Source organism: Pararhodobacter sp. CCB-MM2, from assembly GCF_001691415.1.
Lineage (GTDB): Bacteria > Pseudomonadota > Alphaproteobacteria > Rhodobacterales > Rhodobacteraceae > Pararhodobacter.
This window is the reverse complement of record NZ_LRRR01000001.1, coordinates 61,472-87,163: the sequence shown is the minus strand read 5'-3', so window position 1 is coordinate 87,163 and position 25,692 is coordinate 61,472. Positions and strand designations below refer to the sequence as shown.

The 25,692-nt window shown below is 65.9% G+C and carries 26 protein-coding genes and 1 tRNA gene; 20 read left to right on the top strand and 7 right to left on the bottom strand.

Annotated features, from left to right (window positions below; all coding sequences use genetic code 11):
* Positions 1 to 2: 2 nt before the first annotated feature.
* From BCY78_RS00415 to BCY78_RS00385, 7 genes are all read left to right on the top strand, one after another.
* On the top strand, positions 3 to 827 hold the full coding sequence (locus BCY78_RS00415) for an ABC transporter ATP-binding protein (protein ID WP_068296268.1): 825 nt from the start codon (positions 3 to 5) through the stop codon (positions 825 to 827).
* Positions 828 to 841: 14 nt separating this feature from the next.
* Positions 842 to 1,828, top strand: a complete 987-nt coding sequence (locus BCY78_RS00410; protein ID WP_068296265.1) for a branched-chain amino acid ABC transporter permease — start codon at positions 842 to 844, stop codon at positions 1,826 to 1,828.
* Between the two features lie 3 nt (positions 1,829 to 1,831).
* Positions 1,832 to 2,908, top strand: coding sequence for a branched-chain amino acid ABC transporter permease (locus BCY78_RS00405; protein ID WP_068296263.1), 1,077 nt, complete (start codon positions 1,832 to 1,834; stop codon positions 2,906 to 2,908).
* Between the two features lie 73 nt (positions 2,909 to 2,981).
* The gene (locus BCY78_RS00400; RefSeq protein WP_068296259.1) at positions 2,982 to 4,268 is read left to right on the top strand and encodes an ABC transporter substrate-binding protein; all 1,287 of its coding nucleotides are present in this window, start codon (positions 2,982 to 2,984) and stop codon (positions 4,266 to 4,268) included.
* Between the two features lie 75 nt (positions 4,269 to 4,343).
* Positions 4,344 to 5,168, top strand: a complete 825-nt coding sequence (locus BCY78_RS00395) for an ABC transporter ATP-binding protein (protein WP_068296257.1) — start codon at positions 4,344 to 4,346, stop codon at positions 5,166 to 5,168.
* 81 nt (positions 5,169 to 5,249) lie between these two features.
* A complete protein-coding gene (locus BCY78_RS00390) occupies positions 5,250 to 6,470 on the top strand; it encodes a phenylacetate--CoA ligase family protein (RefSeq protein WP_068296251.1) in 1,221 nt (406 codons plus the stop codon).
* Between the two features lie 32 nt (positions 6,471 to 6,502).
* The gene (locus BCY78_RS00385; RefSeq protein ID WP_068296248.1) at positions 6,503 to 8,152 is read left to right on the top strand and encodes a peptidoglycan-binding domain-containing protein; all 1,650 of its coding nucleotides are present in this window, start codon (positions 6,503 to 6,505) and stop codon (positions 8,150 to 8,152) included.
* 144 nt (positions 8,153 to 8,296) lie between these two features.
* Here the strand turns inward: BCY78_RS00385 and ykgO are convergent, their stop codons facing one another.
* Both ykgO and BCY78_RS00375 read right to left on the bottom strand, forming a co-directional pair.
* Positions 8,297 to 8,422 carry a type B 50S ribosomal protein L36 gene (gene ykgO, locus BCY78_RS00380; protein WP_068296245.1) on the bottom strand — a complete coding sequence of 42 codons (126 nt, stop codon included), beginning with the start codon at positions 8,420 to 8,422 and terminating at the stop codon, positions 8,297 to 8,299.
* Positions 8,423 to 8,526: 104 nt separating this feature from the next.
* Positions 8,527 to 8,601 (bottom strand) — tRNA-Val (locus tag BCY78_RS00375).
* Positions 8,602 to 8,729: 128 nt separating this feature from the next.
* Here BCY78_RS00375 and BCY78_RS00370 point away from each other — a divergent pair.
* The 4 genes from BCY78_RS00370 to BCY78_RS00355 all read left to right on the top strand — a co-directional run bounded on the left by BCY78_RS00370 (position 8,730) and on the right by BCY78_RS00355 (position 12,471).
* Positions 8,730 to 9,614: an N-formylglutamate amidohydrolase gene (locus tag BCY78_RS00370; protein WP_068296242.1), complete on the top strand. Its 885-nt coding sequence runs from the start codon at positions 8,730 to 8,732 to the stop codon at positions 9,612 to 9,614.
* Positions 9,615 to 9,847: 233 nt separating this feature from the next.
* Positions 9,848 to 10,855 carry an ABC transporter substrate-binding protein gene (locus BCY78_RS00365; protein ID WP_233499319.1) on the top strand — a complete coding sequence of 336 codons (1,008 nt, stop codon included), beginning with the start codon at positions 9,848 to 9,850 and terminating at the stop codon, positions 10,853 to 10,855.
* 72 nt (positions 10,856 to 10,927) lie between these two features.
* Positions 10,928 to 11,710: an ABC transporter ATP-binding protein gene (locus BCY78_RS00360; protein WP_068296236.1), complete on the top strand. Its 783-nt coding sequence runs from the start codon at positions 10,928 to 10,930 to the stop codon at positions 11,708 to 11,710.
* Entirely contained in the window at positions 11,707 to 12,471 is a 765-nt protein-coding gene (locus BCY78_RS00355; protein ID WP_068296234.1) for an ABC transporter permease, read from the top strand. The genes BCY78_RS00360 and BCY78_RS00355 overlap by 4 nt, the downstream gene beginning before the upstream one ends.
* 19 nt (positions 12,472 to 12,490) lie before the next feature.
* Here BCY78_RS00355 and BCY78_RS00350 read toward each other — a convergent pair whose 3' ends face one another.
* Both BCY78_RS00350 and BCY78_RS00345 read right to left on the bottom strand, forming a co-directional pair.
* Positions 12,491 to 12,928, bottom strand: coding sequence for a hypothetical protein (locus tag BCY78_RS00350; protein WP_068296231.1), 438 nt, complete (start codon positions 12,926 to 12,928; stop codon positions 12,491 to 12,493).
* A 199-nt stretch (positions 12,929 to 13,127) separates the two neighbouring features.
* Positions 13,128 to 14,228 (bottom strand): GTP-binding protein, encoded by a 1,101-nt coding sequence (locus BCY78_RS00345; RefSeq protein ID WP_068296228.1) that lies wholly within the window; start codon positions 14,226 to 14,228, stop codon positions 13,128 to 13,130.
* Between the two features lie 264 nt (positions 14,229 to 14,492).
* On the opposite strand from BCY78_RS00345, the gene BCY78_RS00340 reads away from it, so the two are divergent.
* The 9 genes from BCY78_RS00340 to BCY78_RS00300 all read left to right on the top strand — a co-directional run bounded on the left by BCY78_RS00340 (position 14,493) and on the right by BCY78_RS00300 (position 23,409).
* Positions 14,493 to 15,827 (top strand): replication-associated recombination protein A, encoded by a 1,335-nt coding sequence (locus tag BCY78_RS00340; protein WP_068297579.1) that lies wholly within the window; start codon positions 14,493 to 14,495, stop codon positions 15,825 to 15,827.
* Positions 15,828 to 15,858: 31 nt separating this feature from the next.
* The gene (crcB, locus tag BCY78_RS00335) at positions 15,859 to 16,236 is read left to right on the top strand and encodes a fluoride efflux transporter CrcB (protein WP_068296225.1); all 378 of its coding nucleotides are present in this window, start codon (positions 15,859 to 15,861) and stop codon (positions 16,234 to 16,236) included.
* Positions 16,233 to 17,270, top strand: coding sequence for an RluA family pseudouridine synthase (locus tag BCY78_RS00330; RefSeq protein ID WP_068296221.1), 1,038 nt, complete (start codon positions 16,233 to 16,235; stop codon positions 17,268 to 17,270). The genes crcB and BCY78_RS00330 overlap by 4 nt, the downstream gene beginning before the upstream one ends.
* A complete protein-coding gene (locus BCY78_RS00325) occupies positions 17,267 to 17,941 on the top strand; it encodes an HAD-IA family hydrolase (protein WP_068296218.1) in 675 nt (224 codons plus the stop codon). Before BCY78_RS00330 ends, BCY78_RS00325 begins: the two co-directional genes overlap by 4 nt.
* Positions 17,938 to 18,648: an ATP12 family chaperone protein gene (locus tag BCY78_RS00320; protein ID WP_068296214.1), complete on the top strand. Its 711-nt coding sequence runs from the start codon at positions 17,938 to 17,940 to the stop codon at positions 18,646 to 18,648. Before BCY78_RS00325 ends, BCY78_RS00320 begins: the two co-directional genes overlap by 4 nt.
* Positions 18,649 to 18,893: 245 nt before the next feature.
* Complete coding sequence (locus BCY78_RS00315; protein WP_068296211.1) at positions 18,894 to 19,910, top strand: amino acid ABC transporter substrate-binding protein; 1,017 nt, start codon at positions 18,894 to 18,896, stop codon at positions 19,908 to 19,910.
* A gap of 141 nt (positions 19,911 to 20,051) precedes the next feature.
* Complete coding sequence (locus tag BCY78_RS00310) at positions 20,052 to 21,308, top strand: amino acid ABC transporter permease (protein WP_068296207.1); 1,257 nt, start codon at positions 20,052 to 20,054, stop codon at positions 21,306 to 21,308.
* A gap of 1 nt (position 21,309) precedes the next feature.
* Positions 21,310 to 22,608: an amino acid ABC transporter permease gene (locus BCY78_RS00305; protein ID WP_068296204.1), complete on the top strand. Its 1,299-nt coding sequence runs from the start codon at positions 21,310 to 21,312 to the stop codon at positions 22,606 to 22,608.
* Positions 22,609 to 22,629: 21 nt separating this feature from the next.
* On the top strand, positions 22,630 to 23,409 hold the full coding sequence (locus tag BCY78_RS00300; RefSeq protein ID WP_158515893.1) for an amino acid ABC transporter ATP-binding protein: 780 nt from the start codon (positions 22,630 to 22,632) through the stop codon (positions 23,407 to 23,409).
* Positions 23,410 to 23,636: 227 nt separating this feature from the next.
* Here the strand turns inward: BCY78_RS00300 and BCY78_RS00295 are convergent, their stop codons facing one another.
* From BCY78_RS00295 to argB, 3 genes are read right to left on the bottom strand one after another with little or no spacing between them, the layout of a single operon-like run.
* Positions 23,637 to 24,143 (bottom strand): histidine phosphatase family protein, encoded by a 507-nt coding sequence (locus BCY78_RS00295; RefSeq protein WP_068296198.1) that lies wholly within the window; start codon positions 24,141 to 24,143, stop codon positions 23,637 to 23,639.
* Positions 24,140 to 24,730, bottom strand: coding sequence for a ferredoxin (locus BCY78_RS00290; RefSeq protein WP_233499318.1), 591 nt, complete (start codon positions 24,728 to 24,730; stop codon positions 24,140 to 24,142). Before BCY78_RS00290 ends, BCY78_RS00295 begins: the two co-directional genes overlap by 4 nt.
* Positions 24,731 to 24,788: 58 nt before the next feature.
* On the bottom strand, positions 24,789 to 25,688 hold the full coding sequence (gene argB / locus BCY78_RS00285) for an acetylglutamate kinase (protein WP_083194733.1): 900 nt from the start codon (positions 25,686 to 25,688) through the stop codon (positions 24,789 to 24,791).
* Positions 25,689 to 25,692 lie beyond the last annotated feature (4 nt).

The following is a 25,692-nucleotide window of genomic DNA, read 5'->3' as shown; positions in this document are numbered from 1 at the left end:
ACATGCTGGACAACACCCAGGACGGCTACGTCACTGCCGACGGTCGCCAGATCGGCCCGGTGGTGCTGGAGCTGAAGAACATCACCCTGCGCTTCGGCGGCGTCGAGGCGATCAAGAACATCTCCTTCGACATCCGCACCGGCGAGATCCGCGCGATCATCGGGCCGAACGGCGCGGGTAAGTCGTCGATGATGAACGTCATCTCGGGCTTCTACGTACCGCAGGAAGGCGAGATCATCTACAAGGGCTACAAGCGCGCGAAGATGGCGCCCTATCAGGTCGCCCGCACCGGGATCGCCCGGACCTTCCAGAACATCGCTTTGTTCGAGGGCATGTCGGTTCTCGACAACATCATGACCGGCCGCATGAACCTGATGAAATCCGGGTTCCTGAGCCAGGCGATGTGGTGGGGCAAGGCCTCGCGCGAGGAGGACGAGCATCGCGAGAAGGTCGAGAAGGTCATCGACTTCCTCGAGATCCAGCACATCCGCAAGACCCCGGTGGCACGTCTGCCTTACGGTCTGAAGAAGCGGGTCGAGCTGGCCCGCGCGCTGGCGGCGGAACCGCAGATCCTGCTTCTCGACGAGCCGATGGCCGGCATGAACGTCGAAGAGAAGGAGGACATGTCGCGCTTCATCCTCGACGTGAACGACGAGTTCGGCACCACCATCGTGCTCATCGAGCATGACATGGGCGTGGTCATGGACCTCTCGGACCGCGTCGTGGTGATGGATTACGGCAAGAAGATCGGGGACGGCACGCCGGACGAGGTGCGCAACAACCAGGACGTGATCGACGCCTATCTCGGCGTGTCGCACGACGAATAAGGGGGCACAGGGATATGTCGGATACCGTCCTTTTCGCGCTGGAGGCGGGGCTCAACGGCCTCACCGTCGGCATCATGTACTCGCTGGTCGCGCTTGGCTTCGTGCTGATCTTCAAGGCCTCGGGCATCTTCAACTTCGCTCAAGGGGTGATGGCGCTCTTCGCGGCGCTGACGCTCGTGGGCTTCCAGACCGGGCAGGTGCCGTTCTCGCATCTGATCAACGCCATCTTCGGCGCCCATGTCAGCGATTTCGGCTTCACCATGCCGGCCTTCCTCGCGATCATCCTGACGGTCGTGGTGATGGTGCTGCTGGCTCTGCTGATCGAGCGACTGGTGCTGAAGCATCTGGTGAACCAAGAGCCGATCATCCTGTTCATGGCCACCATCGGCCTTGCCTATTTCCTCGAAGGCCTTGGCGACATCATGTGGGGCGCCGAGGTGAAGCGCCTCGACGTGGGCATCCCGCAGGGCATGTCGTCCTGGGTCGACGAGACGACCTACAACCTCTTCGGCTACGGCTTCTATATCGACACGCTGTCGCTCTGGGCGCTGCTGATCGCGGCGGTGCTGGTGACCGGCCTCGTCGTCTTCTCGCAATACACCAAGCAAGGCCGGGCGCTGCGCGCCGTGGCCGATGACCACCAGGCCGCGCTGTCGGTGGGCATCTCGCTGCGCTTCATCTGGGTGCTGACCTGGTCCATCGCCGGCATCGTCGCGCTGGTCGCGGGGATCATGTGGGGCTCGAAATCCGGCGTGCAGTTCTCGCTGTCGCTGATCGCGCTGAAGGCCCTGCCCGTGCTCATCCTCGGCGGCTTCACCTCGATCCCGGGCGCCATCGTCGGCGGCCTTCTGATCGGCGTGGGCGAGAAGCTCTTTGACTTCTTCATGCAGCCGGTCATCGGCGGCGCCACCGAGAACTGGTTCGCCTACATGCTCGCCCTCGTCTTCCTGCTGTTCCGTCCGCAAGGCCTGTTCGGCGAACGCATCATCGAAAGGGTCTGATCCATGCTTTACCGTGAAGCGGGCGACTTCAAGACGTCCTACGCCAGCGACAACCAGACCTTCCCGATCCGGTTCGACCGTGCCGCCTATTGGGTAGCCATTGCTGCAGCCTTCCTCGTCGTGCCGATGGTGCTGGGGGATTACTGGGCCAACTCGATCGTCATTCCCTTCCTGATCTACGTGATCGCGGCTTTGGGCCTGAACATCCTGATCGGCTATACCGGCCTTCTGTCGCTGGGCACCGCCGCCTTCATGGCCGTGGGCGCCTATGCCACCTTCAAGCTGACCACCGCCTTCCCCGGAATGCCGATCTACATCGTCTTCCTGCTGTCGGGTCTGGTGACCTCGGCCGTGGGGGTGCTGTTCGGCCTGCCATCCCTGAAGATCAAGGGCTTCTATCTAGCCGTCGCGACGCTGGCCGCGCAGTTCTTCCTGATCTGGCTGTTTACCCGCGTCGAATGGTTCTACAACTACTCGCCCACCGGCCAGATCTCGATGCCCGAGCGCTCGATGTTCGGCGTGATCATCACTGGCGCCTCGGCCTCGTCCACCGCCGTCTATTTCACCTGCCTGATCTTCACCGTGGCGATGGCCTGGTTGGCGCGCAACCTGACGCGCGGCACGATGGGCCGGACCTGGATGGCGATCCGCGACATGGACATCGCCGCCGAGATCATCGGGGTGAACCCCCTGATCGCCAAGCTGTCGTCCTTTGCCGTGTCCTCGTTCTTCGTGGGCGTGGCGGGCGCGCTGACCTTCGGCGTCTATCTCGGCGCGGCCGAGGCGGGCGAGGCCTTCAGCATCAACAAGTCGTTCCTCGTCCTGTTCATGGTCATCATCGGCGGGTTGGGCTCGATCCTCGGGTCCTTCCTCGGCGCGGCCTTCCTCGTCGTGCTGCCGGTGCTGCTGAAACTGATGCTGGTGGACGGCTTCGGCTGGCCCGCCGACCTGGCCCGCCATCTGGAGGTGATGATCATCGGCGCGCTGATCATCGTCGTGCTGATCGTCGAGCCGCATGGCATGGCCGCGCTGTGGCGCACCATCAAGGAAAAACTGCGTCTTTGGCCCTTCCCGCATTGAGGAGTGCGGGCCGGGCCCGAGGAAAGACCGTTCGAGCAACGAACGAAACCGTCATCGACTGGGAGGAGAACCAATGAAGATGATGAAGATCGCCGCCCTTCTCGCGGCAAGCGCTGTAGCGGCCCCGGTGGCTGCACAGGACCTGCACTTCCCGATGCTGAACTACCGCACCGGTCCCTACGCCCCCGGCGGCATTCCCTTCGCCGACGGCTATCAGGACTACCTGACGCTGATCAACGAGCGCGATGGCGGCATCGGTGGCCTGCCGATCCGCACCACCGAGTGCGAGACGGCCTACAACACCGAGCGCGGCGTGGAATGCTATGAATCGGTGCGCGGCGACAACCCGCTGGTCATCCAGCCGCTGTCGACCGGCATCACCTACCAGCTGATCCCCCGCGTGACCGCGGACGGCATCCCGCTCCACACCATGGGCTACGGCCGGACCTCGGCCATGGAAGGCGAGACCTTCCCTTGGGTCTTCAACTACCCGGCCAACTACTGGGACGGCGCCTCGGTGGCGATCAACCACCTGCTGGCCCAGAACGACGGTTCGCTGGACGGCAAGAAGATCGTTCTGGTCTACCACAACTCGGCCTATGGTCGTGAGCCGATCCGCACGCTGGAAATCCTGTCCGAGCGTCTGGGCTTCGAATTCCTGCCGATCGCCGTGGATCACCCCGGCCAGGAGCAGGGCTCGCAGTGGCTGCAGATCCGCCGCGAGCGTCCGGACTACGTCCTGATGTGGGGTTGGGGCGTGATGAACGCCGTCGCCATTCAGGAAGCCGCCAACATCCGCTTCCCGATGGACCACTTCATCGGCATCTGGTGGTCGGGTTCGGAAAATGACGTGCTGCCCGTGGGCGCTGGCGCCGATGGCTACACCGCGCTGACCTTCCACGGTGTTGGCACCGACTATCCGGTCTATTCCGACATTCAGGAATATGTCGTCGGTCGCGGCCTTGCTGCCGGTGCCGGTGACCAGATCGGTTCCGCCGTCTACTCGCGCGGTCTCTACGCGGCGATGCTGGCCGTCGAAGCTGCCCGCACCGCGCAGGAGCTGGCCGGTCACGCCCAGATCACGCCCGCCGAAATGCGCGCCGGCATGGAAGCCCTCAGCATCAGCGAAGAGCGTCTGACCGAACTGGGCCTGCCCGGCTTCTCGGCACCGTTCGACGTCAGCTGCCAGAACCACGGTGGTTCGGGCGCGGCGATGCTGCAGCAGTGGGACGCCGACACCCAGAGCTGGAGCCTGATCTCCGACTGGATCGAGGCTGACCGTGAGCTGATCGGTGAGCTGGCTGCCGAGGACGCCTCTGTCTTCGCGCAGGAAAACAACATCACGCCGGGTTGCCTGTAATCCGCGCCTGACATCCGGAGGGGCGCCCGCGCGGCGCCCCTCCACCCCCCAACGAATTCTGACGGGATCGCGCCCATGTTCGACCATCGCCCAGACGCCGAGACCCTCCTCGAGGTCAACAACATCGAGGTGATCTACAACCACGTGATCCTCGTCCTGAAGGGCGTCAGCCTCTCGGTCCCGAAGGGCGGCATCACCGCGCTGCTCGGCGGCAACGGCGCCGGCAAGTCGACCACGTTGAAGTCGATCTCGGGCCTCTTGAAATCCGAGCGCGGCGAGATCACCAAGGGCTCGATCAGCTATCGCGGTCAGGTTCTGGACGGCTCGAACCCCGCCGATCAGGTGTCCGCGGGCCTCATCCAGGTGATGGAAGGCCGCCATTGCTTCGAGCACCTCACGGTCGAGGAGAACCTGCTGACCGGCTCCTATACCCGCAAGGACGGTCGCGGTGCGATCGCTGCGGATCTGGAGATGGTCTACGACTACTTCCCGCGCCTGAAGACCCGCCGCAAATCGCAGGCCGGCTACACCTCGGGCGGCGAGCAGCAGATGGTCGCCATCGGCCGCGCGATGATGGCCCGGCCCGAGATGATCCTGCTCGACGAGCCCTCGATGGGTCTGGCCCCGCAGCTGGTGGAGCAAATCTTCGAGATCGTGAAGCGTCTGAACGAAGAGCAGGGCACGACCTTCCTGCTGGCCGAACAGAACACCAACGTCGCGCTGAAATACGCCCACACGGGCTACATCCTCGAGAATGGCCGCGTCGTGATGGACGGCACCGCCAAGGCCCTGCGCGAGAACCCGGACGTCGCCGAATTCTACCTCGGCATGTCGGACAAGGGCCGCAAGAGCTTCCGCGACGTGCGCAGCTATCGCCGCCGCAAGCGCTGGCTTGCCTGATCCGCTTCGTACCTCGGCCCATAACGACCCGGTCCCAACCCCAAGAACCGGGCACAACAACGGGAGGCCCCCGTGGGAACCATGAGCAAGAATTTCGACACGCTGGAAACCCGGACTGCCGATCAGCGCGCGGCCGATCTGGCGCGGGACCTGCCGCAGCTGATCGCCCGAGCTCAGGCGACTGCCGGCATGGGCGCGACGCTGGCGGGCATCGACGCCGCCGCCATCACCTCCATCGAGGCGCTGGCCGCGCTGCCCGTGTTGCGCAAATCGGCGCTGGTGGCCTCGCAGGCCTCGACGCCGCCGTTTGGCGGGTTCGCGTCGCTGGCTGTGGCCGAGTTCGACCATGTCTTCCAGTCGCCGGGCCCGATCTATGAGCCGGGCCGCGCCCAGCCCGATTGGTGGCGTCTGGGCCGGTTCCTCACGGCCTCGGGCGTGGGCAAGGGCGACATCGTGCAGAACTGCTTCTCGTATCACCTCGTGCCTGCCGGCATGATGTTCGAGAACGCGGCCCGCGCCGTCGGTGCTGCCGTGCTGCCCGCGGGCACCGGCCAGACCGAGCTGCAGGTCCGCGCGGCCAAGGACATCGGCACCACCGCCTATGCCGGCACGCCGGATTACCTGAAGATCATCCTCGACAAGGCTGATGAGATGGGCGAGCGGCTGGCGATCACCAAGGCGGTGGTCGGTGGCGGCGCGCTGTTCCCCAGCCTGCGTCAATTCTATGCCGACCGCGGCATCACCTGCCGTCAATGCTATGCCACCGCCGATCTGGGCAACGTCGCCTATGAGACCGACGCGCTGGATGGCATGGTCATCGACGAGGGTGTGATCGTAGAGATCGTCCGCCCCGGCACCGGCGATCCCGTCCCGCACGGTGAGGTTGGCGAAGTTGTCGTGACCACTCTGAACCGCGACTACCCGCTGGTGCGCTTTGCCACCGGCGATCTGTCCGCGATCATGGCGGGCACCAGCCCCTGCGGCCGCACCAACCTGCGGATCAAGGGCTGGATGGGCCGGGCCGACCAGACCACCAAGATCAAGGGCATGTTTGTCCGGCCCGAGCAGGTCGCCGACCTCGTCTCGCGCCACGAGGAGGTCGCCCGCGCCCGCGTCATCGCCACCCGAGAAGGGGAAATGGACGCGATGACGGTGAAGATCGAAACCCGAGCGTCGAATCCTGCGTTGTATGAGCAGAGTGTGCTGGATACGCTGAAATTGCGGGGGAAGGTCGAACTCGTGCCGCATGGGAGCCTGCCGAATGACGGCAAGGTGATCGAGGATCTGCGCAGCTACGAGTAACCTGTAAGCCTCCGCCAAATGGGAGGTTTTGCATGACGATCCGCTTTCCCGCCGCCACCGCCGTGGCGCTTCTGTCCCTCGGGCTGCCCGCGCTGGCCGATACCGGCGCGGTGATGATCGTGGCGAACGAGGATTACGCCACCCTGCGCGATGCGCGGGGCGCGCGCGGGATGGTCCAGCTGGAAAGCACCTTCGCGGCGCAGGGCTTCGACGTCGACATCGCCACCGACCTGTCCACCAATGCCCTGCGCTCGGCCCTGTCGGCGCTGGGCGCGACCCTGCGCGAGGGCGAGGATGAGCGCGTGGTCATCGTCTTCGCGGGCTATACCGTCAGCTCTGACCGTGCGGTCTGGTTGATGGGCACCGAAAGCCAGACGCCGGATTTCGCCAGCGTCGAGGGCTACGGCGTCCGGCTGGAGACGGTGCTGGCGCTGGCCGGGCAGTTGCAGGGCGGGGCTGTCGTGGCGCTGGCCGATTACGGCTTTCCGGACGATACGGGCTCGGGCTTCCGGGGCGGCTTGCCGCCGGTGATCGACGTGCCGCAGGGCGTGACGCTGGTGCGCGGCCAGCCCGCCGCCGTCGCCGCCTTCCTGCGCGACCTCGCCGAGCCCGGCACCTCGGTCGGGCTGGCCGCGCAGGGCTCGACCCTGACGCTGGAGGGATTCAACCCGCCCTATCTGACCTTCCTGCCCGAGGATCACGTCGGCGCCGCCCCGGTGGACCGCACGGCCGAGGATCGGCAGGCGTGGCAAGCGGCGGTGGATGCCGACCGGCTGGATGGCTATGAGGCCTATCTCGCCGCCTTCCCGCAGGGGCTTTATGCCGAGCAGGCCCGCAGCGCCCGCCAGCGGCTGATGAACACGCCCGATCGCATCGAGGCCGGTTTGGCCCTGACCCGTGACGAACGCCGGGCGATCCAGCGCGATCTGACGATCCTTGGTTATGACCCGCGGGGGATCGACGGGATCTTCGGCTCGGGCACCCGCACGGCGATTCGCGGCTGGCAGGGGGCGAACAACTTCCCGGCCACGAGCTATCTCAACCGCGACCAGATTTTCGAGCTGGCCCATCAAGGCGCCCGCCGCGCCGCGCAGCTGGAGGAAGAGGCTCGCGCCCGCGCCGCCGAGCAAGAGCGCGAGGATCGCCGCTTCTGGCGTGACACCGGCTCGGGTCAGGACGAGGTCGGCATGCGGGCGTATCTGGAGCGGTTCCCGGACGGCATCTTCGCGCAGGTGGCGCAGGACCGGCTGGCGCAGATCGAGGCCGACCGCCGGGCCGCTGCGCAGGCGCGCGACCGGGCGGCCTGGGATCAGGCGGCACAGGCCGATACCGAGCAATCCTACGCCATTTACCTGCAGAATTACCCGCAGGGCGCCTTCGCCGATCAGGCCCGCGGCCGAATCGAGGAATTGCGTCGGCCGGGGCGTCCGAATGTCGATTTCGCGGCGGCCGAGGCCGAGGAGAACCTGATGGCCCTGCCGCAATTCACCCGCGTCATCATCGAACAGCGGCTGGCGCGGCTGGAGCTGGATCCGGGCCCGCAGGACGGGGTGTTCGACCAACAGACCCGTCGCGCGATTCGGCGCTATCAGCGGCGGGCGGATCTGCCGGTGACGGGCTTCCTGACGCAGCCGATCGTTGCGCGGCTGCTGACGGGAGGGGTGATCGATATCCTGCGATAGGGGCGGCGAATCGGGCGGGCGAGGGGGCGAGACGACATGCACCCTCTGCCTGCCCGCACCGCGTGGCGTCTGGCACAACGAAAAAGGCCACTCCCGGAGGAGTGGCCTTTCCTGTCCCTCGGAAACCCGAGAAGACCCAGCGTATTAGCCCTGACGAGCTTTGAATTTCTTCTGGGTCTTGTTGATCACGTAGATCCGGCCTTTGCGGCGCACGATCTGGCAATCGCGGTGGCGCTGCTTCAGCGAGCGCAGGGAATTCTTGACCTTCATCGGTCGTCTCCTCTTCGCGGCGCTGAGCGCCTTGAAACTTTAACGCCCCTTGGGATTTCTCCCCGGGGGCGCGATGATCACCCGCCTCACCCGAAGGGAGGCAATGGTGGGCACGACAAGGTTCGAACTTGTGACCCCTACGATGTCAACGTAGTGCTCTACCACTGAGCTACGCGCCCTGACTGCCGGCCCTTCCGCAAGGTTGGGTCCGCGTCCGTGGAGGGGTCTATAAATAGACTCGCGGACCTGCGCAAGGGCTTTCCGCACGAGAATTTTGCCCGATATACTCGACACAAAGGACGACCCCATGCCGAGCCCTGTCGAGATTGCCGAACCCGCCGAGATCACCTCGCCCGTGGTCTTTGCCTCCCCCCATTCGGGGCGGGTTTACCCGGCGGACCTGATGGCCCGCGCGCAGGTCAACCAGCGTGTGCTGCGGTCCTCGGAAGATGCCTATATCGACCTGCTTCTCAGCGATGCGACGCGCCATGGCGCGCCGGTCGTCACCACGCAGGTGCCGCGCGCCTATGTCGATTTCAACCGCGCCGCCGATGAATTCGACCCCGCCCTGATCGAGGACGCGCCGCGCGCCAGCCTGAACCCGCGCATCGCCTCGGGGCTGGGGGTTCTGGCCCGCGTGGTGTCGAACGGACGGGCGATCTATCGCGGCAAATTGCCGATGGCCGAGGCCGAGCGCCGAATCGCCCGCTACTGGACGCCCTATCATGCGGCGCTGTCCGATCTGCTGCTGCGGCAGAAGGCGCGATTCGGGCGGGTCCTTTTGTGCGACATGCATTCGATGCCGCATGAGGCGCTCAACGGCTATGTCGCGCGCGGCGGCGCCCGCCCCGATGTGGTGCTGGGCGACCGCTGGGGGGCCTCGGCCGCGCCCGGGGTCGTCGAGGCGGTAGAGCGTGTCCTGCGTGACGCCGGGTTCACGGTGGCCCGCAACGCACCCTTCGCCGGGGCCTATATCGTTCAGCGTTACGGTCAGCCCTCGCAGGGGATGCACGCGATCCAGATCGAGATCGACCGCGCGCTCTATCTGGATGAGCAGCGGGTGGAGCCCTTGCCCGCGTTCGAGGACTTCCGGCAGGTCATGGCCCGCGTCGTGGCCCGGCTGGCGGCGCTGGATCTGGCGGCCTGTGTCGGTCCGCGCAGGGCGGGGATCAGCGATCTGGCGGCAGAATAACCGGACGCATAGCCAGCCCGTGCAGGGCTATTCTTCGGGTTCTGCGACAAGTGTTTCAGGCGAATATCGAAACCCGCAGGCAAAGTTTGCCATAATCTTGGGCAGATCGTGCGATTCTCGCCTGCCCAATGGGCGGCCATCGCCGCGATCGTGCAAAGCGAACGGTGACTCGTGCCCAGCGACGGGGGAGCGCCGACAATGACGTCAATCCGTTGCACATGGGAGCCCTCGACGTGACTCGTACCCTTCTTCTTGCCAGCCTGATCGGCGCCAGCCTCGCCGCGCCGGCCTTTGCCCAGACCGCTGTTCCCTTCACGCTGGACTGGCGTTTCGAGGGCCCTGCCGCGCCCTACTTCCTTGCCATCGACAACGGCCACTTCGCGGAAGAAGGCCTTGAGGTTGAAGTGTCGCAAGGTCAGGGCTCGCTTGATGCGATTCCGAAGGTCGCGACCGGCGCCTTCCCGATCGGCTTTGCCGACATGGCCTCGGTGATCAAGTTCATCGACCAGAACCCCGACGCCCCCGTCACCGCCGTGATGATGATGTACGACGTCCCGGCCTTCGCCGTCGTCGGCCGCCGCAGCCTCGGGATCGAGACGCCGGCCGATCTGCAGGGCCATGTGCTGGGCGCCCCGCCCCCCGATGGCGCTTGGGCGCAGTTCCCGGTCTTCGCCGCCGAGCAGGGCCTCGACATGAGCACCATCACCGTGGAGCCCGTCGGCTTCCCGACCCGCGAGCCGATGCTGGCCGCCGGTGAAGTCGATGCCGTGACCGGCTTCTCCTTCACCTCGTCGCTGTCGACGATCCGTCTGGGCGTGCCGGAAGACGACATCGTCGTCATGCTGATGGCCGATTACGGCGTCGAGCTTTACGGCAACGCGATCATCGTCAACACCGACTGGGCCGAAGCCAACCCTGAGCTGGTCACCGGCTTCCTGCGCGCCGTGGCCGCCGGTGTCCGTGACGCCGCCGCCGACCCGGCCGCCGGTGTCGCCGCCATCGCCGCCCGCAACCCGGCGCTGGACAGCGAGCTGGAAGTCGACCGTCTGGAAATGGCGCTGCGTGACAACATCCTGACCGAATGGGTCATGGAACACGGCCTCGGCAATATCGACGCTGACCGCTTCGCCACCGCGCTCGAGCAGATCGGCATGGGCTACACCTTCACCAACACTGCCGAGCCCTCGCGCTATTTCACCGACGCCTACCTGCCGACCGACGGCAGCCTGATGATGCAGTGACGCAACGGCCGTCGTGACAGCGAAAGGCCCGGCCGTCATGGTCGGGCCTTTCTCGCAAACAGGGGGACGCGGGTGGAAAACCTGATCGAGATCAAGGGCGTGACCCACGCCTACAAGACCAAATCCGGGCCCTTCCCGGTGCTGAACAACCTCAATATCGCCATCCCGCAGAACAGCTTCTGCGCTGTCGTCGGCCCCTCGGGTTGCGGGAAGTCGACGCTGACCCGCCTCATCGCCGGGCTGATGTTCCCCGATCAGGGCGAGGTCTGGCTGCATGGCGAGCTGGTGAAGAGCCCGCGCAAGACCGTGGGCATGGCGTTCCAGAACCCGGTGCTGCTGGAATGGCGCACGATCCTGCAGAACGTGATCCTGCCGTTGGAGATCGTCGCGCCGACGATGCCCAAGGCGCAGAAAGAGGCCCGCGCCAAGGAGCTTTTGGCCATGGTCGGCCTTGAAGGCTTCGAGAACAAGCGCCCCTCCGAACTGTCAGGCGGCATGCGCCAGCGCGCCAGCCTGTGCCGGGCGCTGGTGCACAAGCCCGATATCATCATCCTCGACGAACCCTTCGGTGCGCTCGATGCCTTCACGCGCGAAGACCTGTGGCAGACCATGCACCAGCTACGCGCGAAAGAGCCCTTCACCGCCCTGCTGATCACCCATGACCTGCGCGAGAGCGTCTATCTGGGCGATCAGGTCGTCGTGCTCTCGGGCCGTCCGGCGACCACGCAATATGTGATGAAGATCGACATGCCGGGCCCCCGCCCGCTGGAGATGCTCTACGACCCCGACACGGTCGAGCGCCTTGCCGTGCTGCGCCGTGAAATCCAGATCGCCCAAGGGAGGGTCGAGGCATGATCGACTGGAAAAAGATCCTGATCCCGATCGCGGCGATCGTGGTGCTGCTGCTGTTGTGGGAGGCGCTGGTCTGGGTCATGGGCTGGCCGGACTACAAGATGGCCTCGCCCTCGGACCTGTGGCCGGCCTTCCAACGCTATCAGAACCTGTTCTGGCTCTATGGCTGGCAGACTCTGTGGCGCACGGTGGTGGGCCTTGGCGTCGCCGTGGTCTTCGGCACGCTTCTGGGCATGGTCATGGGCCTGTCCAAGACCATGAACGACGCGCTTTACCCGCTGCTGGTGGGCTTCAACGCCATCCCCAAGGCGACGGTCGTGCCGGTCATCGCGCTGATGTTCGTGGGCCAGCATGATTTCAACACCGTGCTGATGGCCTTCATGATCTCGTTCTTTCCGATCGCCGTCTCGGTCGCCATCGGCCTGTCGACGCTGGAACCCGAATACCGGGACATCCTGCGCTCGCTCGGCGCCAGCCGGATGACGGTGTTCTGGAAGATCGCGCTGCCCAAGACCCTGCCCGAGTTCTTCGGCGCGCTGAAAGTGGCGGTGACGCTGGCCTTCATCGGCACCAACCTTGTCGAGATCATCACCCCGCACGGGCGCGGCCTCGGCCACCTGTTCCAAAGCGCGCAGACCCGCAGCGACTTCCCGCTGATGTTCGCGGTGCTGCTGGCGCTCGCGGCGCTGGGGATCGTTCTGTACTATGCGGTCGTGGCGCTGGAATACGTCTTCGCAGGCTGGGCGGTGCGCACCGCGCATTGATCGCGGCGCAACGGCCCGATCAATGCACGACGGGTTTGGCCGGGTCTTCGGATCCGGCCTTTGCCTTTGCAGGGGCACGGCGGGCGGCGGGCTTGGCCGCAACCGGCGCCGCAGCGGGCTTGGCGGGCGCGGTCTCGACCTTGGCCGCCGGGGCTGCGACGGGCGTCGGTTTGGGGGCCGGTTTGAGCGCAGCCTTGCGGGCCGCCGGGCGCGGCGTGGTGCCGGAGACTGCCGATTTGGCGGGCGCGCGGGTGGTCTTGGCGGTGCTGGCGCGGGCGGTGCGGACCACCGGCTTCATCATGTCAGCTTCTGCCGAGAGTTCGGCGGCGTTTTCATGGGGCACATATTGCGCCAAGGCGCCCCACAGACGGAGGCTCTGTTCCAGCTGCGTCTGCCACAGGCTGCACCAGAAGCTGATGGCCGGGGCGAAGGGATTGGCGTGAAATTGCGGGGTCATGGACGTGGCCTCCTCATCAAGCGTCACTAACCGGGTATCGCGCTTTGAACCCTGTCTACGTTGACCTAGCGCAAGTTTCATGACAACGCGCCGGTCCCGGACCGATAAAATTGACGCAAGGGAAGGCCCACAACGCCCGGCTTTTGGGCCGGGCGGGCAGGTCGTGCGCAGGATACGGGCAGTCTGGCCCGGACTGCGGTCAGAGCTTGTGTTCGGTGACCGGCGGCTGCGAGCGCAGGAAGGCAAGGCTCTCGGCCAGATAGCCGGGGGGCAGATCGCGGCCGATGACGACGATGCGCGTTACCTTATCGTCCTCGGGCCAATGCGACAGCGGCACCGGCGGGTGGAAGATGTGCTGCACGCCATGCAGGGCGAAGGGATGCTTCATCCCCTCCACATGCACCACGCCCTTCAGCCGCAGGATATCGGCAGCGGCCGAGTTCATCAGGCTTTCCAGCCAGAGGTCGAAGACGATGGGCGAGATCGGCGTGTCGATCTCGATCGACTGCGACGAGACGCGGCCATCATGGCTGGTCGGACGCGGCGACGCCGTGCCGCTGGCGAACAGGCCATGGCTTTGAGGCAGGCCCAGGGGGTTGGTGTTCTTCAACCCCGAGAGCGGCGGCAGCGCCGGTTTCTTCGGCGCCATCGCCACCCAGTCCAGCGCCTGTTTCTTGGTGCTCTCCTGATGCAGCGAGACGCCGAACAGGATCTTCGGGTCGATCCGCCCGTGGTCGGCCTTGGTCCGTGTGGCGCCGGGGTTGATCGCCTCGATCCGCTTCTCGAAGGCGGCCAGCTGGCCCTCGGTCACGAGGTCGGTCTTGGTCAGCACGATCCGGTCGGCCATGGCGATCTGCTGCACGGCCTCGAAATTCTGATCGAGCGTGCGCGCGCCGGTGGCGGCATCGGCGGTGACCAGCACACCGTCGAGCGCGAAGTCATAGGACAGGTCGCCATCCATCACGAGGGTCTGCACGATGGGGCCCGGATCGGCGATGCCCGTCGTCTCGATCACCACGCGGTCGAAGTCGATCTCGCCGGCCTCGCGCCGGGTGCGCAGGTCGTTCAGCGTGTCCGCCAGATCCCCGCGCACGGTGCAGCACAGGCAGCCCGAGCCCATCAGCACCATCGTCTCGGTCGAGCTTTCGATCAGGTCGTGGTCAAGGCCGATTTCGCCGAATTCGTTGATCACCGCGGCCGCGCGGTCCATGCCGGGGTCCTTCAACAGCGCGTTCAGCAGCGTGGTCTTGCCCGAGCCGAGGAAGCCGGTGAGGAGGGTGACGGGAATGGGCGCGGTCATCGGGATCTCCTTGCAGACGCGACTGAGCTAGGCGCTCGGGGGGCGGATGGCAACCGGGTTAAGGGGAAGAAGGGGGCAGTCAGCCTCCTCGCGTAGCGCGCGCTCCCGGCCCTTCGCTTGCGCTGCGGGCGTTCGGGGCTGAAGGCGCGCCACCGGCGCCCCGTCCGGGCGCCCCTCACCCCCTTGGATGTTTTCGGGACGAAGAGGACGTGCGGCTTGGCGCGGTGGCTTTCCCCGGCCCGGCGGGCGCTCTACATTGCGGGCATGGCCGATCTGTTCGATTCCACCGCCGATGTTTCGCCCGCCTCGGACGCCCCGCGTCCCTTGGCCGACCGGCTGCGCCCGCAAACCCTGGAGCAGGTGATCGGGCAGGAGGCGGTGCTGGGGCCGGACGGGCCTTTGGGCGCGATGTTGGGGGCGGGGGCCTTGTCGTCGCTGATTCTCTGGGGCCCGCCGGGCGTCGGCAAGACCACCATCGCGCGGCTCTTGGCCAAGGCCACCGCGCTGCATTTTGTGCAGATCTCGGCGATCTTCTCGGGTGTGCCCGAGCTGCGCAAGGTCTTCGAGGCGGCGAAGCTCAGGCGGCAGAACGGGCAGGGGACCCTGCTCTTCGTCGACGAGATCCACCGTTTCAACAAGGCGCAGCAGGACGGCTTCCTGCCGCATATGGAGGACGGCACGATCCTTCTGGTCGGCGCGACCACCGAGAACCCCTCGTTCGAGCTGAACGCCGCCGTGCTGTCGCGCGCGCAGGTGATCGTGCTGTCGCGTCTCACGCTCGCCGATCTGGAGCGGATGGCCGAGCGGGCCGAGCATGAGCTCGGTCGCCGGATGCCGTTGAGCAACGAGGCGCGCGATGCGCTGCTGGAAATGGCCGATGGTGACGGGCGGGCGATGCTGAACCTGATCGAGCAGGTGATGGCTTGGAAGGTCACCGGGACCCTTACGCCCGAGCAGCTGTCCAAGCGCCTGATGCGGCGCGCGGCGAAATACGACAAATCGGGCGACGAGCATTACAACCTGATCTCGGCGCTGCACAAATCGGTGCGCGGCTCGGACCCGGATGCCGCGCTCTATTGGTTCGCGCGGATGCTGGAGGGGGGCGAGGATCCCCGCTTCCTCGCCCGGCGCCTGACCCGGATGGCGGTCGAGGATATCGGCCTCGCCGATCCGCAGGCCCAATCGGTATGCCTCGACGCGTGGCAGACCTATGAGCGGCTGGGCAGCCCCGAGGGAGAGCTCGCGCTGGCGCAGGCGGTGGTCTATCTCGCCCTCGCGCCGAAATCGAACGCGGTCTATGTCGCCTACAAGGCGGCGCGGCAGCTGGCGACGAAGACCGGCTCGGCGATGCCGCCCGCGCATATCCTGAACGCGCCGACGAAGCTGATGGAGAGCCAGGGCTACGGCGCGGGCTATCAGTATGACCACGATGCCGAGGACGGGTTCAGCGGCCAGAATTACTTCCCCGAGGGGGTGAAGCGTCCGGTCCTCTACGCGCCGCCCGAACGGGGGTTTGAGCGCGAGCTGAAGAAGCGCACCGACTACTTCGCCAAGCTCAGAACGCGGCGAAACACTGGGGGAAATGGGGGCTCTGCTTGACTCTGGCCCCCGGTCAGGCGAAGGCAGCGGCATGTTGACAACGCTTCTCCAAGTCGCCCTCGGCGGCGCCATCGGCGCTTCGGGCCGCTACCTCACCGGGGTCGCGGCGATCCGGCTCATGGGGCCGGGCTTCCCTTGGGGCACGCTGGCGGTGAACCTGATTGGGTCCTTCGTCATGGGTGTTGTCGTTGTCGTGCTGGGTCATCTCAGCGCCAACCGTCTTGCCCCCCTGCTGATGACCGGCGTGCTGGGCGGCTTCACCACCTTTTCGGCCTTCTCGCTCGATGCCCTGACGATCTGGGAACGCGGGCAGCAGGGGCTCGCGGCCCTCTATGTCGGGGTCTCGGTCGCGGGATCGCTCGCGGCCATCGCCCTGGGCCTCTGGATCGCAAGGAGCATCACCGCATGAGCGGCGTTCAGACTGTTACCATCGGCCCCGAGGAGGGCGAGCAGCGGCTCGACCGCTGGCTGAAGAAGAAATTCCCGCAGGTCACGCAGGGCATGGTCGAGAAGTTCTGCCGCAAGGGCGAGCTGCGCGTCGACGGCAAGCGCGTGAAGGCGAATGACCGGGTCGAGGCCGGCCAGCAGGTCCGCATCCCGCCGCTGCCCGATACCGCCCCGCCGCCGCCGACGCGGGTGCCCGGGATCTCGGACGCGGATGCCGAGATGATCCGCGACTGCGTGTTGTGGAAGGACGAGCATATCATCGCGCTGAACAAGCCCGCAGGCCTGCCCTCGCAGGGCGGTTCGGGGCAGGGCGACCGGCATGTGGACGGCCTGACCGAGGCGCTGAAATTCGGCTACAAGGACCGGCCTGTGCTGGTTCACCGGCTGGACAAGGATACCTCGGGCGTGCTGCTGCTGGCGCGCACCCCGCGCGTCGCCCGTCGTCTGGGCGAGGCTTTCCGCCACCGCACCACGCGCAAGATCTACTGGGCCATCGTCGCCGGCGTGCCCGCGCCCGCGATGGGCACCATCCGCTACGGTCTCGTGAAGGCCGGGATGCGGGGCGAGAGCGAGAAGATGCGCTGCATCCATCCCAACGAGATCGAGAAGACCGAGGGCGCCAAGCGCGCGACCTCGGATTACGCGGTGCTCGAACGGCTGGGCAGCCGTGCCGCCTGGGTGGCACTGGTGCCGATCACCGGGCGCACGCACCAGCTGCGCGCGCACATGGCCGAGATCGGCCATCCGATCATTGGCGACGGCAAATATGGCGGCTCGGGGCAGGAGAATCTGGGCGACGGCTGGGGCGCGCAGCTGGGCGGGGATATCTCGCGCAAGCTGCATCTGCATGCCCGCCGCATCAGCTTCGAGCATCCGGTGACCGGCAAACCGATCACCCTCGAGGCCCCGCTGTCGCCGCATATGGCGCGCAGCTGGCAGACGCTGGGCTGGAAGGAAACCGACGTGCCGGCGGACCCGTTCGAGGAGCTCGAATGACCTCGCTGCGACTGGTGATTTTCGACGTCGACGGCACGCTCGTCGACAGCCAGGCCGATATCATTGCCTCGATGCGCGCGGCTTTCGCCGGGCAGGGGCTGGAGGCGCCGACGGACGAGGCCACGCGCGGCATCGTCGGGCTCTCGCTGCCCGTCGCCATGGCGGTGCTGGCGCCTGAGCAGACCACGGCCGTGCAGGACGCGCTGGTCGCGGGTTACAAGACCAGCTACCAGGCGCTGCGTCTGGCGCATGGGGCCGAGGGCAGCCCGCTGTTCCCCGGCGCCCGCGCGTCGCTGGACCGGCTGACCGACGACCCGTTCCTGCAACTCGCCATCGCCACCGGCAAATCGCGTCGCGGGCTGGACGGGCTGATCGATGCGCATGGGCTGCAGGGCATCTTCTCGTCGCAGCAGGTGGCGGATGACCATCCGTCCAAGCCGCATCCCTCGATGGTCGAGGCCTGCTTGCGGGAGACTGGCGTCGACAAGGCGCAGGCCGTGATCGTTGGCGACACGGAATACGACATGGAAATGGGCAAGGCCGCGGGCATCCACACCATCGGTGTGACTTGGGGCTATCACCCGCGCGAACGGCTGGCCAAGGCGGATGTGCTGATCGACGGCTACGATCAGCTGGACGCCGCGCTGGCCAAGATCTGGGGGCAGGCATGAGCGGCTGGGGCAAGAAGGTCTTCTGGAAAGAGGTCACCGTCACCGAGACGCCCGAAGGCTTTGCCATCGCGCTGGACGGTCGGGCGATCAAGACGCCGGCCAAGGCCTCGCTGGCGCTGCCCACGCGGGACATGGCCGAGCTGATTGCCGCCGAATGGTCCGCGCAGCAAGACGAGATCCGTCCCGAATCGATGCCCGCCACCCGTGCCGCCAATGCCGCCATCGACAAGGTGCGCGTGCAATTCGACGAGGTTGCCGCACTGATCGCCGCCTATGGCGAGACGGATCTGTTGTGCTACCGCGCCGAGGGCCCTGAGGAACTGGTCGCCCGCCAGCGCGCGCATTGGGACCCGCTGCTGGAATGGTCGGCGGGACGCTATGGCGTGCAATGGTCGATCACCCAAGGCATCATGCCGACCGATCAAAGCCCCGAAACGTTGGGCCGTCTGGCGGCCGAAGTCAGCCGTTTCACCCCCTTCCAGCTGACCGCGTTCCACGACCTCGTGGCGATGTCCGGCTCGCTGGTGATCGGGTTGGCGGTGACCGAAGGCGTGCAGGCGCCCGAGGCGCTCTGGCAGGTCTCGCGAATCGATGAGGACTGGCAGATCGAGCAATGGGGCGAGGACGAGGAAGCCACCGCACAGGCGGCTCACAAGCGCGCGGCCTTTCTTGATGCTGCCCGTTTTTTCACCCTCTGCGGCTGTTAGCGCCCAACAGGTTTGCGGCATGAAAAGGCGGCTTTGAGGCCCCTTGTGCCACTTGCTTAGGCATCACCATCTGGAATGATTGACTTGACGGCCAATAATAATCGGCACAAATTCGCCTACGCAGCATCGCTATGATGCGCCGCATGGCACAGGCCATGCAGAGCCGGATCCAACCGGCAGCAATGGGTCCCCAAGGGGGCCGAACCGCCCGCCCGAAAGGGGTGGGGAAACAGGAAGAGGTAAAGATGAAAAAATCGGTATTTCTGGGCACGCTCGCCACGGCTGCTCTGGTCGCAGGCTATGCCTCGGCCACGACGCTTGAGGACGTGCAGGCCCGGGGCTCGCTGAACTGCGGCGTGTCGACCGGCGTGAACGGCTTCTCGGCCCCGGACGCAAACGGCGTCTGGCAGGGCTTCGACGTGGCCGTGTGCCGCGCCGTAGCTGCCGCCGTTCTGGGCGACCCGATGGCTGTCAACTTCGTGCCGACCACCGGCCAGACCCGCTTCACCGCGCTGGCCTCGGGCGAGATCGACATCCTGGCCCGTAACACCACCTGGACCTTCTCGCGCGACACCGACCTGGGCTTCACCTTCGTCGGCGTGAACTACTACGATGGTCAGGGCTTCATGGTGAACCGTGAGCTCGGCGTGTCGTCGGCCACCGAACTCGATGGCGCCACCGTCTGCATCCAGACCGGCACCACCACCGAGCTCAACCTGGCGGACTACTTCCGCATCAACAACATGAGCTACGAGCCGGTTCCGATCGAAACCAACGCCGAAGCTCAGCAGCAGTACCTGGCCGGTGCCTGCGACGTCTACACCACCGACGCTTCGGGCCTCGCCGCCACCCGCGCTTCGTTCGAAGCTCCGGGCGATCACGTCATCCTGCCGGAAATCATCTCGAAAGAGCCGCTCGGTCCGCTCGTTCGCCAGGGTGATGACCAGTGGGCCGACATCGCCCGTTGGACCCTGAACGCGCTGATCGCCGCGGAAGAGCTGGGCGTCACCTCGTCCAACCTCGAGCAGATGGCTGCCGGCACCAACAACCCGGAAATCAACCGCCTGCTCGGCGGCGAGGGTGACCTCGGTGCGATGATCGGCCTGGACGCCCAGTGGGCCATGCATGCCATCGCCGCCGGCGGCAACTACGGCGAGATCTTCGCTGCCACCATCGGCGAAGCAACCCCGATCGGTCTGGCCCGCGGCCTGAACGCTCAGTGGACGCAGGGCGGTCTGCTCTACACCCCGCCGTTCCGCTAATTTGAGACTTGGCGGCGCGCGATGAGACCATCGCGCGCCGTTTTCCTATTGGACAACGCATAACCGTGCCGCCCGACACCCCCCTCCCAACTCAGGGGTGCGAGGCAGAAAAAACCGGGCACGGATGCAGGGAGACAATCTATGGCAATGGACAGCGGGGCTCCACGGGAGTCATTTCGCCTGAGCATGCTGCTTTACGATTCGCGGTATCGCTCACTGACGATCCAGATCTTCGCCTTCTTCGTGCTGATGTTCGGCGCGGCATGGCTGGTCTACAACACCAAGACCAACCTCGAGGCGCTGGGCAAGCCGTTCGGCTTCGACTTCCTCTGGGCCACGTCCGGCTATGACATCGCGCAGCGGCCGATCGAGTATTCCTCGACATCGACCCACGCACGCGCGGCTGTCGTCGGCTTGCTCAACACGCTCATTCTGGCCGTCATGGCCTGCGCCACGGCCACCGTGCTGGGCGTCGCGGCCGGCGTCCTGCGCCTGTCGAACAACTGGATCATCTCGAAGCTGATGACGATCTACATCGAGACGTTCCGCAACGTCCCGGTGCTGATCTGGATCATCGTCGTCTCGGCGGTGATGTCGGAATCGATGCCGGCCCCCTCGGCGTTCCGGGGCGACGACCCGGCCGCTTCGATGATCCTCTTCGATTCGATGGCCTTCACCAACCGCGGCGTCTACGTGCCCGGCCCGCTGTTCGCCACCGACCTCGGCGCGATGTTCGGCATGTCGGACCTCGGCACCGGGCTGAACTGGCTGCTGATCATCGCGGTCCTCGCCGTGGCCTTCGTGATCAACAAGGCTATGCTGGCCAACGCCACCAAGGTCCAGAACGCGACCGGCACCCGCCCGGTGACCTGGTGGAAGAGCCTCGCGCTGTTCCTCGTGCCGCTGATCGTGGTGCTGGTCGCGCTGGGCTTCCACCTGGAATACCCGGAGCTGCGCGGCTTCAACTTCTCGGGCGGGATCCAGATGCGGAACTCGCTGCTGGCGATGTGGATCGGCCTGTCGATCTATACCGCCGCCTTCATCGCCGAGATCGTCCGCGCCGGTATTCTGGCCATCTCCAAGGGCCAGACCGAAGCCGCCTTCGCGCTGGGGCTGCAGCCCAACCGCACCATGCGGCTGGTGATCCTACCGCAGGCGCTGCGCGTCATCGTGCCGCCGCTGATCTCTCAGTTCCTGAACATCACCAAGAACACCTCGCTCGGCCTCGCCGTGGGTTACATGGACCTGCGTTCGACACTGGGGGGCATCACCATCAACCAGACCGGCCGCGAGCTGGAAGGGATGCTGCTGATGATGCTGATCTATCTGGCGATCAGCCTGATCATCTCGACGGTGATGAACATGTACAACAACCGCGTCAAGCTGAAGGAACGGTGACATGAGCGATACCCATGCCCAAACCGTCCCCTATGTCCGCGAGACCATGCTGCCCCAGCAGGAGCCGCCCTCCAGCCAGGTCGGCGCGGTCAAGTGGATGCGCGAGAACTTGTTCAACGGGGCTATCAGCACGGTCCTGACCCTGCTGTCGCTGGCCGCGATCCTGTTCTTCGGCTACGAGCTGCTGCCTTGGCTGGCCAATTCGGTCTGGAACGCCTCGTCGCTGTCGGAATGCCGGCAGATCCTTGACGGTGCCACCGGTGCCTGCTGGGCGGTGATCCGGGTCAACTGGCTGCAGCTGATGTTCGGCTTCTACCCGCCCGAGCTGTACTGGCGCCCGATCCTGGCCTTCGTAATGCTGGCCGTGGCCGTCGCGCCCGTGCTGTTCCCCTCGGCCCCGCGCCAGTTGCTGGGCTTCTCGGTGGTCTATCCCTTCATCGCCGTCTGGCTGTTGTGGGGCGGGCCGATCTGGGGTGTCACCGTCGCCGCCATGGGCTTCGTCCTGGGCTATGTCGCCCTGCGCGCGCTGACCTCGCGCGGGTTGCTGATCCAGACCATCGCTGCGGTCGCCGTGGCGCTGATCTGGTGGCTGTTCCTGGCCGGTCCGGTGGCCGACGTGCTGTCCTCGGCCCTGCCGCTGGCGATCGAGCCGGTGCCCTCGCGGGAATTCGGCGGCTTCATGATCTCGGTCGTCATCGGCGTCGCGGGCATCGCGCTGTCGCTGCCGCTGGGCATCCTGTTCGCGCTTGGCCGTCAGTCGACCATGCCGATCATCAAGTGGATCTCGGTGACCTTCATCGAATTCATCCGCGGCGTGCCGCTGATCACCCTGCTGTTCACGGCCTCGCTGCTGCTGAACTACTTCCTGCCCCCGGGCACCAACTTCGACCTGATCCTGCGCGTCATCATCATGGTGACCCTGTTCGCCACGGCCTATATGGCCGAGGTGATCCGGGGGGGCCTCGCCGCCCTGCCGCGCGGCCAGTACGAAGCGGCCGACGCGCTTGGCCTGGACTACTGGAAGGCACAACGTCTCATCATCATGCCGCAGGCACTGAAGATCTCGATCCCGGGGATCGTGAACACCTTCATCGGCCTGTTCAAGGATACCACGCTGGTGGTGTTCATCGGCATCCTCGATCCGATCGGTCGGGCCAGCGCGATCCGCGCGACCTCTGACTGGCAGGGGGTCTACTGGGAGCTGTTCATCTTCATCGGTGCGGTTTTCTGGGTCTTCTGCTTTGGCATGTCCCGCTACTCGATGCACCTCGAACGTCGTCTCAAGACCGACCATCGCTAAGGAGTTCCCCTCATGGAAACCATGGACAACGCCGCGATCGACCGCAGCCACATGCAAGTGAGCGATGAGGTCGCGATCCAGATCACCAACATGAACAAGTGGTACGGTCAGTTCCACGTTCTGCGGGATATCAACCTCACCGTGAACCGCGGCGAGCGCATCGTCATCGCCGGGCCCTCGGGCTCGGGCAAGTCGACGATGATCCGCTGCATCAACCGCCTTGAAGAGCATCAGCAGGGCCAGATCATCGTCGATGGCACCGAGCTGTCGTCGGACCTGAAGAACATCGACAAGGTTCGGTCTGAAGTCGGCATGGTGTTCCAGCACTTCAACCTGTTCCCGCATCTGACGATCCTCGAGAACTGCACGCTGGCGCCGATCTGGGTTCGCAAGATCCCCAAGAAGGAAGCCGAAGCCACGGCGATGCACTTCCTGGAAAAGGTGAAGATCCCCGAGCAGGCCAACAAATACCCCGGCCAGCTTTCGGGTGGTCAGCAGCAGCGTGTGGCGATTGCCCGCTCGCTCTGCATGCGTCCGCGCATCATGCTGTTCGACGAGCCGACCTCGGCGCTCGACCCCGAGATGATCAAGGAGGTGCTCGACACCATGATCCAGCTCGCGGAAGAGGGCATGACCATGCTCTGCGTGACGCACGAGATGGGCTTCGCGCAGGCCGTGGCGAACCGCGTGATCTTCATGGACCAAGGCCAGATCGTCGAGCAGAACGAGCCGAAAGAGTTCTTCAACAACCCGCAATCGGAACGCACCAAGCTGTTCCTCAGCCAGATCCTGGGTCACTGACCCCGGACCGGCATCGCGGGATGACGAACGAAGGAGGGGGGCTGTCTGCCCCCCTCTTTGCATTCGCAAATTCACCCCCCGAGGATATTTCCAGAGCAAAGATGCGCGCGATTTGATTCAAATTGTCCGGATCGCGCTCTTTCACCTTGTTCCAAATACTCAGGCGGCGCCGGTTACCCCGCGCCGCCTTTGTGCATTCACTCTGCCGAAAATACGCTGACCCGCTGTCAGGCCACGATTTCCTTCGGCACGATGAAATCTCGGACCGAGCCTTGGTGCCAGTCGAGGTCCTTCCAATCGGCGATCTCGAAGCTGACGACCAGCGTCGCGCCGGTCGGGTAGCGGCTGAACTCGGCATTCGCGGGGGCTTGAGCCACCAGCCGGGCGGCGAATTCGGCGATGCCGGGGTTGTGGCCGATCATCATCACCGTCTCGGCCGTGGCATGGCGCAGGACGGCCAGCATCACATCCGGGCCGGCGTGGTACAGCGCGGGCTTCAACGTTGCCTCAGGCGCGTCGGGCAGGGCGGGGGCAATGCCTTCCCAGGTCTGGCGCGTGCGCAGCGCGTCCGAGCACAGGACCTCTTGCGGCAGGTCCCCGCGTGAGGCCAGCCAGCCGCCCAGATCCGCAGCGGCGGCACGGCCGCGCGGGTTCAGCGGGCGGTCGTGGTCCGACATGGTGGGATCGTCCCAGCTCGATTTCGCGTGGCGGGTGAGGATCAGACGCTTCATCATCGGTGGAACCTGCTCATGTGGTAGGCGGATTGGGAATCCACTCTGGCATGGCGCACCGATATCGGGCAAGCGCGGCGCGCAAGGCAACCGCGGGTGAGGCAATCCGTCCCGGCCGGGGTGTCGAGGTAGGCGTGGCAGCGCGGCACGTCATAGGCCGTGGCCGAGAGGGCACCGACCGGGCAAGCCGCCTCGCAGGGGCGCGTGTCGCAGCTGTCGCAGGGGCGTTCCGCGGGGGGCAGGGGCAGCGTGAAGGGAAGCGCCAGAGCGCCGCGGAACGAGACCCAGAGCCCTTGGCGGGCGTGCACCAGCATGCCGACCGGGCTTTGCCACAGGGCGCCCGAGTCTTGTGCCCAGCGGAAGAACGGCGGGTAGGGCGGGCCCTCGGAGGGAAACAGGGCCATGCCGCCGAACCGGGTGGCGAGGCCGCCGAGCGCGCGTTTCGACCAGCGGTCAATGGGGTCGGGCGCGCCGTCCAGCCATTCGGGCGAGGCCTGCACCTTGTCCCACCAGCGCGCGCCGCCTTGGGGGCCGATCAGCAGCAGACAGCGGGCGTCCGGGGGGCAGAAGTCGGGATCGGGCGCCAGCACGGCCAGCGCCTCCAATCCCAGGTCATCAAGGGCGGCGAGAGCTTCAGAGGCTCCCGAGTCAGACGGGCTCGCCACGGGGCGTCACGCGCGGCGGGGTGGCCCGGATCATCGAGCCGGCGCCGTGTTCCGTGAACAGCTCCAGCAGGCAGGCGTTCGACACCCGGCCGTCCAGAATCACCACGGCGCGCACCCCTTTGTCGATCGCTTGCAGGGCAGTCTCGGTCTTGGGGATCATGCCGCCGGCGATGGTGCCATCGGCGATCATCGCGCGGATCTGGTCGGGGTGGATCTCGGTCAGGACATGGCCTTCCTTGTCTTTCACGCCCGACACATCGGTCAACAGCAGCAGGCGGTCAGCCTCCAGCGCGCCGGCAATGGCACCGGCAGCCGTGTCGCCGTTGACGTTGAAGGTCTCCAGCGCGCTCATGCCGGTGGCGACGGGGGCCACGACGGGGATGATGCCCGCCTTGAACAGGTCGCGCAGCACCTGCACGTTCATCTCCACGGGGCGGCCGACGAAGCCCAGTTCGGGGTCGTCCACCTCGCAGACCATCAGGTCGTCGTCCTTGCCCGAGAGGCCGACGGCGCGGCCACCCTCGTCCATGATGGCCTGCACGATGCGCTTGTTCACAAGGCCCGTCAGCACCATCTCGACCACTTCGACCGTGGCCTTGTCGGTCACACGCTTGCCGCGCACGAATTCCGACTTGATGCCCAGCTTGCCGAGCAGCTCGTTGATCATCGGGCCGCCGCCGTGCACGACGACGACATTGATCCCCACGAGGCGCATCAGCACCACGTCGCGGGCGAATTCGGCCATGGCCTCGTCGTCGCCCATGGCGTTGCCGCCGAACTTGACGACGACCACGGCCCCGGCAAAGCGCTGCAGATACGGCAGGGCTTCCGAGAGGGTCCGGGCGGTAGCTTTCCAGTCGCGGTTCATATTCTGCTGTCTCATGGTC